The following is a 17,534-nucleotide window of genomic DNA, read 5'->3' on the forward strand; positions in this document are numbered from 1 at the left end:
CTGAACGTCCTGGGACCGCCGACCCGGCGGGTTTGAACGCGCCGGGTCGATCCGGGCCCTCAGTCGTCCTCGGGGTCGGCCTCGATCGCCGCGACGACCTCCGCGGGATCGGCCCCCAGGGAGACGGCGACCAGGCCGGTCAGGTAGCGGTCGAAGATCTCGACGTTGGCCGCGGAGAGGTCGTTGATGATCGCGTCGAGCAGGTCGTCGTCCTCGAGGACCTGCCGGGGCAGCGTGATCAGCTCGATGCCGGTCCGCAGCCGCGCCTCGCCCGTGTCGTGGTCGAACTCGAAGGTCGCCGCCACCAGGCCGTGGTTGATCCGGTGCAGCAGCTCGGCCATCGCGGCCCACCGCTCCGGGGCCGGGTCCACGGGCGAGAGCGAGTAGAAGACGAAGCGGTCCGCGTCGTCGTCGGTGATCGCGAGGGCCGACCAGGAGCCGTCGGTGCCCTCGACCTCCACGGTGAACCCGGTGCCGTCGTCGAGCTCGGTCACCGGCCACCCGCCCTTGTCGTAGACGCGGGCCGCCGCGCGCTGGACGGGCCCGTGGCGCACGACCTCGGCGACGGGGTCGATGTTCATGCAATGCCCTCCTGGACGCGGCGCGCCACCTCGAAGTCGACGTACTCGAGGTTGCCCTCGTAGAACGGATCGGTCTTCGGCAGGCTACCGACGAGCTGGTAGAGCTCGGCCATGTTCGCCTTCGCCACCTTGGCGGCGAACGCCGGGTCGAACTGGTGCACCGGCGCGACCTGCCGAGCGACCTGCTTCTGCTCGGCGAGCTTGGCCCGCTTGTCGCGGTCGGAGCTGGTGCGGGACAGCTGGTCGGGGGCGACGCCGTTGACATGCTGCTCGCCGCGGACCTTGGCGAACGACTTCTCCGTCTTGTCCTCGCCGCGCAGGAGGTTGAACAGCACCGATCCCTTGCCGCGGTCCTTCTTGCCGTGGTAGCCGAGCTTGTTCTTCTCGTCGACCAGCTGCTTCGCGTCGGCATGCTTCGCCTTCAGCTCGGCGACCTTCTTGGCGATCTTGTCGGGCAGGCCGGTGATGGCGCCGGCGACCTTCGAGGGCAGCTCCTTGATCTTGTCGAGGGTGCCCTTCTCCTCCTTCTTGCCGCCGCCGGGACCGTCGTCGAGGCCGAGCTTCTCCTTGACGGCGTTCTTGGCCGACTCGACCTTCTCGGTGACCGTCTTGGGGTCGCCCTCGGCGTCGAGGCCGTCGAGCACCTTGTCGCGGATCTCGTAGTGCCGCATGCCGTCGATCTCGTTGTCCCGGATGCCGTAGCCCTTGAGCAGCTTGCGGGCGTAGTCGAGCTTGTGCTTCTGGGCCGAGACGATGATGACGTCGATCGAGGTGCCGATGTCGTACTTGAGGACGTCGCGGGACGCGCCCTCCTTGTGCTTGACCCCGAAGTCCTTCTTGGCCGTGGAGGACTGGCTCTCGTTGACGGTGTCGTAGATCTTGTGCCCGAGCTGGTGCGCGTAGTCGGTGATGGTCAAGGTCAGCTTCGCGGCGGCGGGGATACCGAAGCCGCCCGCGCTCGCGATCTCGGCGACGTGCAGCCCGAGCATGGTGATGTTCTTGGCCAGGCCGAAGCTGGCCTTCTCGACCAGCTGCGCGTTGCGGGAGTTGACCCGCTGCAACGACGCCGCCAGCGGCCCCTTCCGCTCGAGAACGGCCTCGTCGACGGTGACCAGGCCCTCACCGAGCCGCTGGCCCAGCGGCACCAGCTCGATCGCCTTGTCGATGGTGCCCAGGGAGGCCGTGATCAGACCGACGATCGGGAGGGCCGTCCCCACGTCGCTGATCACCTGCGCCTGTCCGCCGAACTTCTCCACGCCCTCGCGCGCGGCGCGCAAGGTGATCCGGGTGATCTTGGCGCCCGAGCTGAAGGCGCCGACCGCCGTCTGGGTCGCCTTCAGCCTGGCTCCGGGGTCGGCCATCCCCTTCTTGATGTCGCGGATCTGGTCGGCGAGCCCGAGCAACTGCGAGAGGAGGTTGAAGATCTCGGCCAGACCGCCGACGCTCTTGGCGGCGAGCTCGTTGGCCTCTCCGGGCACGCCCTCCTTCTCGAGGTAGCCGCGGCTGATCAGCTGCTTGTTGAGGGCCTTGTCGCCCTTGCCGACATAGCCGGTCACCTTCGCGGTGGTCTTGAGCCCGTCCTTGGCATCGAGCAGGTCCTGGTCGTGCCCGTAGCGCTCCTCGAACCCCTTGCGCGCGGCGTCCTTCTTGACCTGCTGTTCCTCGCCCTTGCCGACGGGGCGCTCCTGGGCGATCTCCGCGACCTTGTCCATACCCTTCTGCCGGGCACGCTGCTCGTCCTCCTGACCCCGCTGCTCGAGGGTCTCGCCCTTGCTCTGGACGTTGCGGGCACGGCGTCGCTCGAGCTCGCGCTGCTCGGCGACCTTCTTGGCGGCGTCCTTGGGTGACATCGGCGCGCCGAACGAGGACTCGTTCTCCTCCAGCTTCTTCGCGATGTCGCCCTGCTCCTGGGCCCGGGCCTCGTTGATCGCCTCGCGCACCTCGTTGAGCGCCCTGTCGAACTCGTCGTAGCGCAGCGGCCGGAACGCCCGCAGGTCCTCGGGCGCCTTGGCCCACAGCTCGTCGACGGCCTGCTCCTCGGCGAGGTCGGCCTGGGCCCGCAGCTCGTCGGTCTCCGGTTGCCCCTGGATCACCTCGTGGCGCGCCTTCGAGCGCACGTAGCGCTCGAGGTCGAGCTGGTCCTTGAGCTTCATCTCCAGGTCCTTGAGCGCCTGCGGCTTGAACCGGGGATCGGTGTTGCCGGAGTACTCGCCCTTGATCGACGCCGAGACCTCCTTGTTCTTGGCGTTGACCTCCTTGGCCTTCTGCCGCGTGGCCTTGTCCTTGGCCTTGAGCTCGGCGCGGGCCTTGATCAGCGCCTCCTTGCGCTGCTTCGCGTCCTCCGCCCTCTTGAGCTCCTCCGGCGACTTCTCCTTCTTCTTGAAGGGGTTCCAGCGGTGGACGCCGGACCCGCCGGAGACGACATGCCCGAGCTCGTGGGCCAGGACGTGGCGGCCGTGCTCCGAGCCGGTGTCGAACATCCCCTCGCCGAAGTAGATGTCCGTGCCCGTGGTGAAGGCGTCGGCCGAGATCGACCGGGACAGCCGGGCGGCGGTCGCGTCGCGATGGATGCGGACGTCGCCGAACGACCAGCCGAACGCGGACTCCATCGACGACCTGACGGCCTCCGGCAGCGGCTCCCCGCCGCCACGGCGGGCACGGATCTCCTGGTGGGCGTCCGGGTCGAGCTCGCCGCCGGCGAGACCGATCCGGCCCGGGGTCGTCGCGCTGGGAGCGCGTCGGATCCGCCCGCCGTCGTCGCCTCCCGTGCTGTCAGCAGCCCCGCGTGCACCGCTCAGCGCCAGCGTCCCACCGCGCGACGCGAGCCGGGCCAGGGCGGCCTGGGCACGGGACTCCGCCTCGTGCTCGGCGTGATCGTCGGCCGCGCCCACCCGCATCGGCTGCTCGGCCACCGGCGTCGAGGCGTCGTGTTCGTGGCCGGCATGGGTCCGGTCGTGGTGGTCACTCATCGAAGTCCTCCGTCTTCACCATCCGGCCGAGCTTGCGGAGCTCCCCGGCGATCGCTGCGTTGACGTGCGCCAGGGACACACGGGTCCCCTCGTCGACGGCCCGGAACGCAGCGGCGAGCACGATATTGCGGATCTGGCCACCGGTGAGGTCGAAGCGAGCGGCGAGACCCCCGACGTCGATCTCGTCCACCGGCATCCGGCCGTCGGCGAGGTGGCGCTGCCAGATCGCGCGCCGCTCGTCGACACTGGGCTCGGAGAAGTGGACGACCTCGTGGATCCGGCGCAGGAACGCCTCGTCGATGTTGCCCGGCAGGTTCGTCGCCAGCACCACGACGCCGTCGTACTCCTCGAGCCGCTGGAGCAGGTAGGAGACCTCGAGGTTCGCATAGCGGTCACGGGCGTCCTTGACCTCGGCCCGCTTGCCGAAGACCGAGTCCGCCTCGTCGAAGAAGAGCACCGCGTTGCCGGCGGAGGCCGCGTCGAAGAGTCGGTCGAGGTTCTGCTCGGTCTCGCCGATGTACTTGCTGACCACGGTCGACAGGTCGATCCGGTAGAGGTCGAGGTCGAGGCTGTGCGCGACGACCTCCGCCGCCAGCGTCTTGCCGGTGCCCGAAGGGCCGGTGAACAGCGCGACGACGCCACGTCCGGAGGCGGTCGTGACCCCCCACTCGTCGTACACCGTGGGGCCGTGGCGGTAGCGGCCGACCACCGCGCGCAGCTGGGCGCTCTTGGCCTCGCTCAGCACCAGGTCGTCCCAGCTCTTGCGCGGTCGCACGCGATGGGCGAGCCGCGCCAGCGGGCCACCGAGCAGGCGGCGCACGGCGGCGTCGACATCGCCGTCGACCGCGGGGAGGGTACGCCGCACCTGGTCGAGCTGCGTCGCGTTGAGCCGGTGGGTGTGCGGCACGTCGCCGAGGGCCGCGCGCCACTCGTCCTCGTCGACGACGTCGTCGCTCGCCGTCAGCTCGACCCGGTGTCGGGCCGGCATCGCGGTCAGCACGAGCTCGTCCCGGCTCGTGACCACCCAGCGCAGATGGGTCGCGCGCTCGACCCACCGCCGGCCCGGCTCGGACAGGTCGTCGTCGAGCTCGAGCACGATCCCGCCGCCGGCGATCGTGGCCTCCCGGACCAGCGCGGCCCACCCGGCTGCCTCGGTCGGTGCCGGGCTGACCAGCACGGTCGCGACCGGGCAGTGCCGCAGGCCGAGCTCGCGCCGTCGTACCCGGTCGGGGCCGGTGACGAGGACCAGACCGGGCGCCTGCGCCGCCGTGGCGTCGCCGGCGGCCCAGTGACTGCCGAGGGGGAGATCGGGGTCCGGTGCCGTGTCGCCGGCGAGCGCCCAGACGACGCCGGGCGCGAGACGGATCCGGGTCGCGGCCCAGGTCCCCTCCTCGCTCAGCTCGACCAACGCCGCCCGCAGCAGCGCCGACCCGGGCCCGATCGCGGCGGCACACCGGCTGACGTCGCCGAGCAGCCGCGCCGCCGCGCCGAGACTCAGCCGGGCGCTCCGCCCAGTCCCGTCGAGGACCGCCACCTGCGCCGCTCGCGCGGGGTCGACCTCGACCGCGACCACCAGGGCCAGCAGCTCGGCGGCCTCCTCGCTCGCTGCGGCGTTGGCGCACAGCGTCGCGAACGGCGAGGACTCGCCTCGCAGGCGCACACGTGCGCGCTCCAGCGCGCCCGCGGTGTCGACCGACCGATCGGCGCTCTCGTCGAGCGCGGCGAGAGCGTGGGCGATCGCGGCGTCCGCATAGGCCAGCATCGGGTCGTCCACCGGCGTCGGCGCAGCACCCGGCGTCATCGCGGCCGCGCGGGACGACGGCTCGGATGAGATCTCAGGTGATACGGAGGTGACCACGCGCGCCCTCCTTCGCGTCGTGGCTCCGATCCTCCCGCCCCGCCGCTCCCCCGCGCAGCAAAACGGGGGAAGTCGGGACTCCCGTCCCGCGCAACGCCCTGTTCAATCTGCGCCGGGTCGACGACCTCCCGAGTTCAAACTGCGCCGGGTCACCGACCGCGCTCGCGCCATCCAATCAGCGCGCGGCTACGACAAGGCCGGCGCTATCGCCGTGGCAGCAGGGTGGCCGCCACGCGAACGGGACCACCTACCGGACTCGACCGCGCGGCCGGCAGCGTGGCGCATGCGCGCAGCGCATCGGGTGAAGCCCGCGGTCCGAGCGCAGCGAGGACCGTGCGGCGAACCCGATCTGCGACACGCTCGGCCCAGTCCTAAATGTCGTTGGCGATCTCGTCGTCGTCGACGTCGTCGCCCTCGTCGTAGCGCAGGTAGTGCACGGCCTCGACCGGGTCACCGTCGAAGCCGAGGCGGCCCTTCTCCAGCACGAGCACCCGGTTGCACATCTTGATGACCGAGTCCGGCGAGTGGCTGACGTAGAACAGGGTGCGGCCGCTCTTGCGGATCTGCCGCATCCGCTTCATGCACTTGACCCGGAAGGGCTTGTCGCCGACGGCGAGGACCTCGTCGGCGAGGAAGATGTCGGAGTCGACGTGGATGGCGATCGCGAAGCCGAGCCGGGCCTTCTGGCCCGAGGAGTAGTGGCCGACCGGGCCGTCGAGGGTGGGGCCGAGCTCGGCGAACTCGACGATGTCGTCGAACTTGCGCCGGATCTCCTGCTCGGTCATCCCCAGGATGGCGGCGTTGAGGTAGAGGTTCTCGCGGCCGGTCAGCTGGTTGTGGAAGCCGGCGCCGGTGGCGATCAGGCCGGCGATCCGGCCGCGGGTGAGGATCGATCCCTCGTCGGGCTTCATCACGCCGTTGATCATCTTGAGCAGGGTGCTCTTACCGGAGCCGTTGAGGCCCATGATGCCGATCGACTCGCCCTGCTCGACGGTGAAGGACACGTCGTCGACGGCCTTGAAGGTCTCCGTCGTCTGCCGTCCCTTGGCCTTCGCGACCGCGACCTCCTTGAAGGTGCGGTGGTAGCGGAGGGTGAAGTACTTGGTGGCGTTCTCCACCACGATCGATGTGGCCATCAGAGGCGCTCCGGGATCTTGTTCTCGAGCCGGGTGAAGACGAACTGGGCGACGCACAGGATGAGCGCCGAGATGGCCACGATGATGGCGCCGTTGAGCAGCAGGTGGTCGGGCATCGCCACGACGGCCTTGTGCTCCGGGTCGTCGACCGTGCCGACCCAGAACGCTCGCTGGAAGAGCAGGACGGCGTCGGCCAGGGGGTTGAAGAGGTAGTACTGGGCGAACCTGCCGAAGCGCTCGTCGACCATCGCGTACGAGTACATCATCGGCACGCCCCAGCGCACGAAGTTGTTGAAGACGCTGACGATGTTGCCGAAGTCGCGGAAGAAGACGTTGGCGGCGCTGAAGAACAGGGCGCCGGACAGGCCCAGGAGACCGCAGATCAGCAGGCCGAGCAGGAGCGCGAGCAGGTCGACCGGCTCGGGCGTCCAGCCCGACAGCAGCGCCGAGATGATCAGGATCACGATCTGTGGGACGACGTGGTAGAGCGAGACCAGCATGGTGGCGACGGGGAACATCTCCCGCGGCATCGCCATCTTCACGACCAGCGCCCGGTTGCGCACGATGGACCGGGTGCCCGCACCGAAGGTCTCGGTGAAGAAGTGCACGACGGTGAGGCCGGCGAACAGGTGGATCGCGAAGTTCGGGATGTCGGCATGCAGGTTGAAGATGAAGCCGACCACGAAGTAGTAGATGCAGAACTGGGTCAGCGGGTTGATGTAGGACCAGATCAGGCCGAGGAACGAGCCCTGGTAGCGCGCGCTGATCTCGCGGCGCACCAGCAGCTTGAGCAGGTAGCGCCGGCGCAGGACCCCGATCAGGCCGTTGTCGGCCGACGGGGGACGCAGCGGCGGAAGATCCGCCTCGTCGGGCGTCGTCGCGGTCATCGGCCCTCGCCCTCCGCCCACGGCGCGAAGGTCTTCTCCCAGGTCTCCGGGGACGTGATGTCACCGAGCGCGGCGCGGTACTGCGCCGCGATCTCGTCCCAGTCGCGGCGGAACCGGTTGTGGAGCTGGACGGTACGACGCACCAGCGCCTTGTAGCGCTCGCGGTCGCGCCGGTAGAGCGCCGCCGACGTACCGTCGTTCATCGACACGATCGCGGAGTCGAAGCTCGCGATGCGGTACCACTTCGCGTCCATCGCGCGGATCTCGACCTCGGGGAACTCGCGGGACAGGTCCCGCGGCCTCTTCAGCTGGCGGATCGGCGCGAGGCCGGCGGTGATCACCTTCGAGAGCCGGCCCGGCACGTCGCTGAGGTCCTTGCCCTTGCGCGGCGGCTTCTCGCGCCGCACCGGCGGGAAGTCGTCCGGGTCGGCGTGCAGCTGTGCATCGGTGAACTGCTTGCGGAAGGCGTTCACCTCGCCGAGGCGGGTCCCGAGCATCCCGTGCAGGCCGTGGGGCCCGGCCAGCACGTCCTCGAGCGCCTGGATCCGCAGCTCGACCGTGGAGTACTGCATCGAGACCAGGTGGGCCAGGTCGAACGCGAAGCTCTCGTGCAGGAGCCGGCCGCCGCGCGGATAGTTCGAGTGCAGCAGGGCGGCCACGAACCGGTTGCGCTGGTGGAAGTAGGCCTGCCAGTCGAGCGCGTCGTTCTTGTCGGTCCACGGCACGTGCCAGACCGCGGCTCCGGGGAAGGTGACGGTCGGTACGCCGGCGGCCTTGGCGCGCAGGCCGTACTCGGAGTCGTCCCACTTGATGAACAGCGGCAGCGACAGGCCGATGTCCTCGAGCACCTGGCGCGGGATCATGCACATGAACCAGCCGTTGAAGTCGACGTCCTGCCGCTTGTGCAGCCACCGCGCCGAGCGCAGGTTGCGGGCGCCGAAGTCCCAGTCCTGGAAGCCGTCGCGCGGCGACATCCACCAGAACCGGTAGGGCTGGACGATCTCGCCGAAGCTGTGCAGCCGGCTCTTGGCGTACAGGCTGAACATGTGGCCGCCGACGATCGTGGGCCGCTTGGCGAGGTCGCCGAAGGTGACGGCGCGGATGATGCCCTCGGGCTCGCACACGACGTCGTCGTCCATCATCATCGCGTAGGTCGCGGTGCCCTTGCGGACCGACTCGAGCTGGCCGCGGGCGTAGCCGCCCGAGCCGCCGAGGTTGCCCTGCTGGATCACCCGCAGCCGCCCGTCCAGACCGGCCTCGGCGCCGGGGAAGAACGCGCTGTCCCGCACCAGCTGGGTGCCCTGCTCCATGACGAAGACCGTGTCGAGATAGGGCAGCAGCTCCGGGGTCCCGAGCTGCGCGAGGAGCTTGGCGCAGAAGTCGGGGCGGTTCATCGTGGTGATGGCCAGGTCGACGGTGCCGTGCCGCTCGCGGTCGGCCGGGACCGACGCGGTCCACTCGGCCGACTCGACGGTGACGTCGCCGTGGCCGGCCACGACGTCGTACCAGTACCAGCCGCCGTCGATGAAGGGGCCGAGCGTGAGCTCGAAGGTCAGCGTGGTCGGGCCCTCGGCCTCGGTGACGCCGCTGTCGACCTTCTGCTGGCGGCCGTTGGCCATCGACTTGTTGACGATCACGGTGGCGCCCGAGCCGCGCACGGTCACCGTCAGCGTCACGGACGTGACGACGCTCCACCGGCGCCAGTAGCTGGCGGGGAACGCGTTGAAGTAGGTGCCGAAGGACACCTTCTCCCCCGACGGCACCAGCACGGCCGTGCGGGAGAGCACCTGGTCGGGGCGTACGGCGCGCCCGGTCGAGGTCTTCTGCCGGATCGAGGCGTTGTTGAGCTCCTTGGCCGCGCGGGAGCCGCCGACGACGTACTTGTCCTCGTCGAGGTTGGGCTCCTCGCAGTCGAGGTAGAGCGGCAGGACGTCCGGGTCGGTGTCGAGCGGCAGGATCTGGCGCTGGAGCAGCCGCTGCACGGTCCCCTCGGTGGTCGAGTCCGTCGCGACCGCGCTCATGCGTCGACCCCGCCGCTCTTGAGCTCGGCGCCGTCGGCGAAGTGCGGTCGGAGCCGGTTGTCGTACATCGACAGCGCCGAGGCGATCGCCATGTGCATGTCGAGGTACTTGTAGGTGCCGAGGCGGCCGCCGAAGAGGACCATCGGCTCGCGCTCGGCCAGGTCGCGGTACTTCAACAGCTTCTCACGATCCTCGGCGGTGTTGACCGGGTAGTACGGCTCGTCGGTGTCCTCCGCGAAGCGGCTGTACTCGCGCACGATGACGGTCCTGCCCGCGGGGTAGTCGCGCTCGGGGTGGAAGTGCTTGAACTCGTGGATCCGGGTGAAGTCGACGTCCGGGTCGGGGTAGTTCATGACGGCGCAGCCCTGGAAGTCGTCGACGTCGAGCACCTCGGGCACCAGGTCGACCGTGCGCCAGGACAGGCGTCCCTCGCTGTTGCCGAAGTACTCGTCGACCGGGCCGGTGTAGACGACGGGCACCTTGCCCTTGTAGCGCTCGGCGACGCCGTCGGCGAGGAAGTCGGTGTCGAGCACGACCTCGATGTTCGGGTGGTCGGCCATCCGGGCCAGCCAGGCGGCGTACCCGTCGGTCGGCAGGCCCTCGTACTTGTCGTTGAAGTAGCGGTTGTCGTAGGTGTAGCGGACCGGGAGCCGGCTGATGATGTCGGCCGAGAGCTCCTCGGGCGCGGTCTGCCACTGCTTGGCGGTGTAGTGGGCGATGAACGCCTCGTAGAGCGGGCGCCCGATGAGGGACACGCCCTTCTCGACGAAGTTCTCCGGCTCCTTGTCCCCCAGCTCGGCCGCCTGCTCCTTGATCAGCGCACGCGCCTCGGCGGGCGTGTAGGCCGCGTCGAAGAACTGGTTGATCGTCCCGAGGTTGATCGGCAGCGGGTAGACCTGCTGGTTGTGCGTCGAGTAGACCCGGTGCTGGTAGCCGGTGAACGACGTGAACCGGTTGACGTACTCCCACACCCGCTCGTTGCTCGTGTGGAACAGGTGCGCGCCGTACTTGTGCACCTCGATCCCCGTCTCGGGCTCGGGCTCGCTGTAGGCGTTCCCGCCCAGGTGGGAGCGGCGCTCGATCACCAGGACCTTCAGGTCGAGGTCGGCGGCGCAGCGCTCGGCGATCGTGAGACCGAAGAAGCCCGAGCCGACGACGACCACATCGGGGAGGCCGGAGTTCGACGAGGTGACAGACACGATCGGTCAGTTTACGGATGTTCCCCTGGCTTCCCCATTCGCAACGCGCGGTCGGGTGTGTCCAGCGCCCCAGGGAGAGGGCGCATATCCTGTTCTGGTGTACACGCACCAGACGACCGGACGCGGCGCGCCATCCTTCGCCCTCGCATGGCTCGCCGGACTCGGGCTGGCCGTTCTCACCGTGGTCTTCTCCCTCGTCGAGAACATCCCGATCCAGGACCCCGACAGCCTGATCCCGGGCTACATCCGGTTCCCCGCCATCGTGCTCGGCGCGATCGCGATCGACGTCGTGCCCCGCACGCTCATCGCGGCCGGCCGGCCCGGCGGCGGCTGGCCGCGCCGGATCGGGAGCACCTTCCGCACGGTGCTGCGCGAGCGCTGGCCGCTGTCGCACTGGAAGTTCGCGCTCAACGGGGTCATCGCGTGGTATCTCTGCTACGCCGCCTTCCGCAACGTGAAGAGCATGGCGCCGTTCGTCCACGAGAAGATCTACGACGACCCGCTGGCCGACCTCGACAAGTTCCTCTTCGCCGGTCACGACCCGGCCGCCATCCTGCACGCCTGGTTCGGCACCGGCCTCGCCGCCCACTTCTTCTCGGCGGTCTACATCGTGTGGATCGCCCTGGTGCCGGTCTCGATCGCGATCGCCCTGGTCTGGACCCGGCACACCCGGGCAGGTGAGTGGTACGTCACGGCCGTGGCGGTCGACTGGGCGCTCGGCGCCGTGCTCTACGTGCTCCTCCCGACGGTCGGCCCGATCTACTCCGACCCGCGGACCTTCGCCGCGCTCCCCGACACCTACGTCAGCAGGCTGGCGAGCTCGATGTGGGACGACCGCGTCGCCGTCCTCGCGGACCCCGTGGGCGCGGGCACACTGCAGACCATCGCGGCCTTCGCGTCGCTCCACGTCGGCATCATGATGACGATCTGCCTCATCGTGCAGCTGGTGAAGCTCGCCCGCTGGGTGCGGATCAGCGCCTGGACCTTCTTCGGCCTGACCGTGCTCGCCACCGTCTACCTCGGCTGGCACTTCTTCGTCGACGTGATCGCCGGAGCGGCACTGGGCGCCTTCGCGGTGTGGATCGCGGGCATCGCGACCGGCAACCGCGTCGGTCTGCGGGCCCGGCTGGTGCCGGACCCGGTCGCCGGGCTCAGCGCGCCGGCAGGGAGCGCATCCGCCACCCATCCCGAAGCGCTCGCGACACGTTCCGTGCCTCAGCCCGACCACCCCGCAGCGGACTGAGGGCCACGACGGCCAGCGCGATCAGCACCGGCTTGAGCCGCACGAGCGGGTTCTCGCCGTACCGGAAGTGCACGACGAACAGGTTGCGGTACATGTAGTACCCCTTCCAGCCGGCGAGGTCGTGCTGCTGGTCGAAGTCCAGCTGCCGCACGAGCACCGCGTCGCGCACGGCCCGGATCGGGAAGCCCGCGCGCCGGGCCCGGATGGCGAAGTCGACGTCGTCGTAGAAGATGAAGTACGACGCGTCGGGCAGGCCGATCCGGTCGACCACCTCGCGACGGACCAGGAAGCCCTCGAAGGCGACGTTCTCGACCTCGACCGTCTCCGGCATCGCGGCCCGACTGGGGTACGTCGAGTCGATGCTGGCCGTCTTCGGCCGGATCGCGAGCGGGTTGCGCAGGTCGAAGCGGACGGCCGCCTTCTCGACGAGCGCTCCCGACCGGTCCTCGCGCACCGCGATCAGGCACGAGCCGTCGGCCGCCAGCAGCCTGCTCAGGCAGTCGGGCGCCGGGACGACGTCGTCGTCCATCAGCCACATCACGTCGAAGCCGCGCTCGTAGGCGGTCTGCAGGCCGAGCCGGAAGCCGCCCGCGCCGCCGAGGTTGTCGGCCGTGTGGATCGGCACCAGGCCGGCGAGCGTGCTGCGGGCGAGCACGTCGCGGGTGTGGTCGGTGCTGGCGTTGTTGACGACGAACACCGCGTCGGGTGCGCGGTCGAGGTCGGCGAGCCCGGCCAGCATGCGTTCGAGCAGGTCGGCGCGGTTGTAGGTGACGACGACGACCGCGACCCGCTCGCCTGGGCGCGGGCCGCTCACGGCAGGTACCGCCGGTGCCCGGTGAAGTCGCCGCGCAGGCCGGCCGCCGCCGCGCGGGCGCTCAGCGGGATCCGCGCGGGCCGGGGCTTGGTGAACAGGTAGAACCACACCGTCTTCAGCCAGAAGAGCAGGACGTGCGGCCAGCCCCGGTAGGCGCGCAGGTTGAGCGTGTTGTTGCGGGCCATGCAGTAGTGCTTGAGGTCGCTCGGCGTGTGGTTGTAGGTGGTGCGGCCGAACATCATCGGCGTGCCGAGATCGTCGGTGGCCGGGTGCAGGAAGTGCGCGTCGACCACCGTCGCGATCCGGGCGCCGGCCCGCTGCGCACGCCAGAGGTACTCGACGTCGTCGCCCCAGATGAAGAACTCCTCGCGGGGCAGCCCGATCCGCTCCACCAGGTCGCGGGTGACCAGCACGCCGTTGAAGGGGATCACGACGTGGTCGATCAGGCCGTCCGCGGCCGCCTCCTCGACGGCCGCCATGTCGTGGACCACCCGGGTCCCGCCGGGCAGCCGGATCGGGAAGCACAGCCGCGCCGGGTCCTGCTCGGCCAGCACCGCCGGCCCACAGAACTCGAGGCCGTCGCGCTCGACGCGCGCCAGCAACAGGTCGAGGCAGTCGGGCGCCGGGAGGCCGTCGTCGTCCATCAGCCACACCAGGTCCGCGCCCTCGCGCACCGCCCAGCCCAGGCCGTGGTGGAAGCCACCCGCTCCACCGGTGTTGGTGGCCAGCGTCTCGTGGCGCACCCGCGGGTCGCCGAGAGCGGCGAGCCACTCGCCCGTGCCGTCCGTCGACGCGTTGTCGACGACCAGGATCCGCTCCAGTCCGTCGATCTCCTGGAGTCGCGGGACGAGGCGCCGCAGCATCGCCAGCCGGTTGAAGGTCACCACCACGGCCTGCACGCGCACGAGGGCGACCCTACTGTCCGTGCGGGCCCGATCAGGATTCGTCGCTCAGCAGCGCGTCGGGGTCGAGCCGGGGCGGGATCGCCGCGAGTGCCGCCTGGACCAGCGCGGTGCGGGCCTTGACCTCGACCGCGCGCCGCAGCCGGCCGCGACGCTGCCCTACGAGACCGTCGACGACCCCGGCGACCACCGCGTCGTCGTAGGTCGCCCGGGTGCCGGGGGCGACGTCGACGTCGGGGAGGGCCACGAGCACCGGCAGCACCTGGTCGCCGAGCGCGTCGAGGACCTTGAAGCGCTGGTAGCGGTCCATCTGGTCCCAGGCGGTGTCGATGTCGACCCCACGCTTGCGGTGGCGGCGGTCGGCGGCCAGGACGACCTTGGCGGCGCCGGCGAGGGCCGCGGTGAGCTCGTGCTCGGTGAAGCGCATGCCGCTAGCCAACCCCACCGACCCTGGCACTGTCTCGTCGACACGTCCCGTTACGGTGGCCCCGTGGACACCGCCGCCGTGCTGACCCTGCTCCAGGACGTCGCCGCGGAGGTGATCGACCCCCGGTTCCGCGCCCTCGCCGACGACCAGGTCACGGAGAAGAACCCGGGCGACCTCGTGACGGTGGCCGACCACGAGTCCGAGGCCCTCATCACCGCCGCCCTGCGGGCGGCCTATCCCGACGCGCTGGTGCTCGGCGAGGAGGCGATGAGCGCCGATCCCACGCTGATCGATCGGTTCGCCGGCGCCGACCATGCCTTCACCGTCGACCCGGTCGACGGGACGAAGAACTTCGTCCACGGCTCCCCCGACCACGCGGTCATGGTGGCCGAGGTGCGCGCGGGCGAGGTGACCCGCGGCTGGATCTGGCAGCCCCAGCACGCGACGTCGTACGTCGCCGAGCGTGGCGCCGGCGCGTGGCGCGACGGTGAGCGGCTGACCGTCGCCGCGCCGAGCGCCACCACGCCCTTCCGCACCGCCCGGCGGTCGTGGGTGGGCCGTGAGCTCGGCGCCCTCGGCACCCTGGAGCTGACCTGGGCCTGTTGCGGCGTGGACTACCCGCACCTGATCGCCGGCGACGCCCGCGCCCTCGTCTACAGCCGCAGCATGCCGTGGGACCACCTCCCCGGCGCGCTGATCCTCACCGAGGCCGGCGGCGCCATCGGCCGGCACGACGGGGGGCCGCTCGTCCCCCAAGCGCTGGCCGGCGGGATCGTGGCGGCACCCGACCGGGCGACGTACGACGCCGCGGTGGCCGCTCTCAGCGCGACCGCCTGGTAGCGGCGAGAGCGGTCAGCAGGCGGCGGCGACGTCGTCGGTCTCGTTGGCCTTGTAGCCCTCGTTGCGCGAGCCCAGCGAGCCGCCGGTGACGGTGCCCGCGTCGTCGCTCGCCTGCTCGTCGCCCGACGGAGCCCCACCGGCGGGCGCCTTGTCGGCCGGCTTCTCGTCGCCGCCGGTGGACCCGCCGCTGCCCTTCTTGGCCGCCTTCAGGTCGCCCTCGGCCCGGTCGATCGCGTCGGCGACCATCTGCTGGACCAGGTCGATGTCGGGCCGGGCGGTGTCGATGCGCGGGGGCACCAGGGAGACCGAGGAGATCTTCTGGGTCCGCGCCCGCAGGGCGAGCTGGACGAAGTCGCTGAGCGCGCCGCCGGGGATGTCGGTCTGGATCATGGCGCTGGACGCCTGGGCGATCTCCTGGAAGTTGGTGAGCGCCTGTGCCGGGCTGACCTGCGAGACGAGCGCCGAGAACACGCACTTCTGGCGTGCCATCCGCGAGTAGTCGTCGGAGCCCTCGCGGGCGCGGGCGTACCACAGGGCGTCGTGCCCGTCGAGCTTGCGCTCGCCGGGCTCGATGTAGCCGGTGACGTCCTTGCCGAGACCGCCGACCGGGATCCGCTGGCGGACGTTGAGGGTGACGCCGCCGAAGGCGTCGACCAGGCGCTCGAAGCCGCGCATGTTGACCATCACCCAGTAGTTCAGGTCGAGGCCGGTGATCCCCTCGACCGCCGACACGGTGGCGTCGATGCCGGGGTTCTCGGAGCCCTTGAAGAGGTCGGCGTGGTCGCCGACCCAGGTGCTGACCCCGTTGAGGTAGCAGCCGTCGCAGTCGAACCCCCGGGGGAACTGCTCGTCCATCACGCTGCCCTCGCGGAACGGGAAGTTCTGCATGTTGCGGGGCAGGCCGATCATCACGGTGCGGCCGGTGGTGGCATCGACCGAGGCGACCGTCATGGAGTCGGTGCGCAGGCCCCAGCGGTCGTTGCCGGAGTCGCCACCGATGAGCAGGATGTTGTAGCGCCCGCCGTGGGCGCTGCCGAGGTCGCCGTCGGCGAACATCGTGAGCCACTCGCGCTGTGCGGCGGCCAGGTGGGCGCCGAAGAGCAGGGTGCCCGCGACGGAGAAGCAGAGGATGCCGTTGATGCCGACGACCGCGCGACGGTGCGGGAGCCGCAGGCTGAGCGGCTGTCCGATCCGCCAGGCGTCGACGAAGAGCGCCGCCCAGCAGATCGCGCCGACGATCAGGTACAGCCGGACGACGAGCATGACCGTCGGGCTGAACGCGAGGGAGAGCGCGAAGCCGTTGTCGAGCCAGCTCCAGGCGGCGACGACGAGAAGGGTGCCGAGCGAGGCGAGCCAGATCCGCACCGCGACCCGGCCGATCGCGCGGTTGCCGGCGATGAGCTGCGCGGAGCCGGGCACGACCAGCGTGAACGCCATCAGCGTCAGCGCCCGGCGGAACCGCACCCGGGCGGCGCGGTCGTCGACGGGGGTCCTCTCCTGCACCCGCCCAGTATCACCAGTCCCACGGGTCACTCCGGTGACGACGCGCCGCGAGCGGCGAGGCCGGCCGCGACGGGTCAGGGCCGGGATGGGTCAGGGCCGCGATGGGTCAGGCGGCGGCGACCGAGCCGGCCAGCCGGGCGATCTCGTCGGCCGACGCGTTCGCACCGGTGCAGACGACGGCGACCGGGCCGCTCCCGTGCACCGTGTCCCCCGCCGCCACCGCGCCGGCGAGCGAGGCCGCGCCGGCACCCTCCGCGAGGGTGTGGGCACAGGTGGCCAGCAGCCCCGCGGCGGCGTCGATGGCGTCGTCGTCGACGAGCACGAAGTCGTCGAGGCGATCACGCAGGACCGCCTGGGTGCGCGGGTACCCGGTCGTGGTGGCCAGGCCGGCCGCGCGGGTGGTCGCGGCCGCGGTCTCGATCGTGCCGGCTCGCCAGGACCGCCAGCCGGCCGGAGCCGCCGCGGACTGGACGCCGACCACGCGGCACCGCGGTGCCAGCGTGTCGCGCACCAGGCACGCACCCGCGGCGCCGGTGCCGCTGCCGACGGGGACGAAGAGCGTGCCCAGCTCGGGCGCCTGGCCGAACAGCTCGAGGTACGCCGTGGCGTGTCCCAGCACGATCCGCTCGTCGGTCGGGCAGACGAACGAGGCGCCGGTGTCGGCCGCCAGGGCCCGGGCGTGCTCGCCGGCCTCGCCCAGGCTCGCGCCGGCGAGCACCACCTCGGCGCCCAGCGCCCGCACCGCGTCCCGCTTGGCGGCGGGGGCACCGGCGGGCATCACGATCGTGGCGCGGACGCCGGCCAGCCGGGCGCCGTACGCCACGGACTGGGCGTGGTTGCCGGTCGAGCAGGTGACCAGGCCGTGCGCGCGCTCGGCAGCCTCCAGCCGCGCCGCCAGGTGGACCCCGCCGCGGACCTTGAAGGCGCCCGTCGGGAGCACGTTCTCGTGCTTGACGAGGACCGGGCGGCCGAGCGCCCGGTCGAGCAGCGGGTGGGACTGCAGGGGTGTCGCGGGCAGCTCGCGGCCCACGATCTCGGCGGCGGCGAGGATCGCGTCGAACGTCAGGTCGGTGGCCAGCATGCTCCCATCCTCCGCGAGCGATCACCCATCGGTCCAATAGTTCCTTTCGACGAGAACCATCGACGACATCGAT

At 70.9% G+C, this 17,534-nt stretch carries 14 protein-coding genes; 2 read left to right on the forward strand and 12 right to left on the reverse strand.

Features of this window, described 5'->3' with window-relative positions; all coding sequences use genetic code 11:
• Positions 1-59 precede the first annotated feature (59 nt).
• The 7 genes from ACPZVR_RS09990 to glf all read right to left on the reverse strand — a co-directional run bounded on the left by ACPZVR_RS09990 (position 60) and on the right by glf (position 10,651).
• Positions 60-581, reverse strand: coding sequence for a YbjN domain-containing protein (locus tag ACPZVR_RS09990; protein ID WP_436699428.1), 522 nt, complete (start codon positions 579-581; stop codon positions 60-62).
• Positions 578-3,550 carry an eCIS core domain-containing protein gene (locus ACPZVR_RS09995; protein WP_436699429.1) on the reverse strand — a complete coding sequence of 991 codons (2,973 nt, stop codon included), beginning with the start codon at positions 3,548-3,550 and terminating at the stop codon, positions 578-580. Before ACPZVR_RS09995 ends, ACPZVR_RS09990 begins: the two co-directional genes overlap by 4 nt.
• Positions 3,543-5,408, reverse strand: a complete 1,866-nt coding sequence (locus tag ACPZVR_RS10000) for an ATP-binding protein (protein ID WP_436699430.1) — start codon at positions 5,406-5,408, stop codon at positions 3,543-3,545. The genes ACPZVR_RS09995 and ACPZVR_RS10000 overlap by 8 nt, the downstream gene beginning before the upstream one ends.
• A gap of 371 nt (positions 5,409-5,779) precedes the next feature.
• Entirely contained in the window at positions 5,780-6,544 is a 765-nt protein-coding gene (locus tag ACPZVR_RS10005; RefSeq protein WP_436699431.1) for an ABC transporter ATP-binding protein, read from the reverse strand.
• A complete protein-coding gene (locus tag ACPZVR_RS10010) occupies positions 6,544-7,431 on the reverse strand; it encodes an ABC transporter permease (protein ID WP_436699432.1) in 888 nt (295 codons plus the stop codon). The genes ACPZVR_RS10005 and ACPZVR_RS10010 overlap by 1 nt, the downstream gene beginning before the upstream one ends.
• Positions 7,428-9,452 (reverse strand): glycosyltransferase, encoded by a 2,025-nt coding sequence (locus ACPZVR_RS10015; RefSeq protein ID WP_436699433.1) that lies wholly within the window; start codon positions 9,450-9,452, stop codon positions 7,428-7,430. Before ACPZVR_RS10015 ends, ACPZVR_RS10010 begins: the two co-directional genes overlap by 4 nt.
• Positions 9,449-10,651: a UDP-galactopyranose mutase gene (glf, locus tag ACPZVR_RS10020; protein ID WP_436699434.1), complete on the reverse strand. Its 1,203-nt coding sequence runs from the start codon at positions 10,649-10,651 to the stop codon at positions 9,449-9,451. The genes ACPZVR_RS10015 and glf overlap by 4 nt, the downstream gene beginning before the upstream one ends.
• Before the next feature lie 97 nt (positions 10,652-10,748).
• Between glf and ACPZVR_RS10025 the strand changes: the two genes are divergently transcribed.
• Entirely contained in the window at positions 10,749-11,894 is a 1,146-nt protein-coding gene (locus ACPZVR_RS10025; protein WP_436699435.1) for a phosphatase PAP2 family protein, read from the forward strand.
• Here ACPZVR_RS10025 and ACPZVR_RS10030 read toward each other — a convergent pair.
• The 3 genes from ACPZVR_RS10030 to ACPZVR_RS10040 are packed head-to-tail and all read right to left on the reverse strand — an operon-like array spanning position 11,803 to position 14,037.
• Positions 11,803-12,708, reverse strand: coding sequence for a glycosyltransferase family 2 protein (locus ACPZVR_RS10030; RefSeq protein ID WP_436699436.1), 906 nt, complete (start codon positions 12,706-12,708; stop codon positions 11,803-11,805). The two genes, ACPZVR_RS10025 and ACPZVR_RS10030, sit on opposite strands and share 92 nt — an antisense overlap.
• Positions 12,705-13,613: a glycosyltransferase family 2 protein gene (locus tag ACPZVR_RS10035; protein ID WP_436699437.1), complete on the reverse strand. Its 909-nt coding sequence runs from the start codon at positions 13,611-13,613 to the stop codon at positions 12,705-12,707. Before ACPZVR_RS10035 ends, ACPZVR_RS10030 begins: the two co-directional genes overlap by 4 nt.
• 31 nt (positions 13,614-13,644) lie before the next feature.
• Entirely contained in the window at positions 13,645-14,037 is a 393-nt protein-coding gene (locus ACPZVR_RS10040; protein WP_436699438.1) for a hypothetical protein, read from the reverse strand.
• Positions 14,038-14,100: 63 nt separating this feature from the next.
• Between ACPZVR_RS10040 and ACPZVR_RS10045 the strand changes: the two genes are divergently transcribed.
• Positions 14,101-14,877: an inositol monophosphatase family protein gene (locus tag ACPZVR_RS10045; protein ID WP_436699439.1), complete on the forward strand. Its 777-nt coding sequence runs from the start codon at positions 14,101-14,103 to the stop codon at positions 14,875-14,877.
• Between the two features lie 12 nt (positions 14,878-14,889).
• Here the strand turns inward: ACPZVR_RS10045 and ACPZVR_RS10050 are convergent, their stop codons facing one another.
• The gene (locus ACPZVR_RS10050) at positions 14,890-16,380 is read right to left on the reverse strand and encodes an LCP family protein (RefSeq protein ID WP_436699440.1); all 1,491 of its coding nucleotides are present in this window, start codon (positions 16,378-16,380) and stop codon (positions 14,890-14,892) included.
• Positions 16,381-16,486: 106 nt separating this feature from the next.
• The gene (locus ACPZVR_RS10055) at positions 16,487-17,461 is read right to left on the reverse strand and encodes a threonine ammonia-lyase (protein WP_436699441.1); all 975 of its coding nucleotides are present in this window, start codon (positions 17,459-17,461) and stop codon (positions 16,487-16,489) included.
• Positions 17,462-17,534 lie beyond the last annotated feature (73 nt).

It is taken from the genome of Nocardioides segetis, from assembly GCF_051390595.1.
Lineage (GTDB): Bacteria > Actinomycetota > Actinomycetes > Propionibacteriales > Nocardioidaceae > Nocardioides.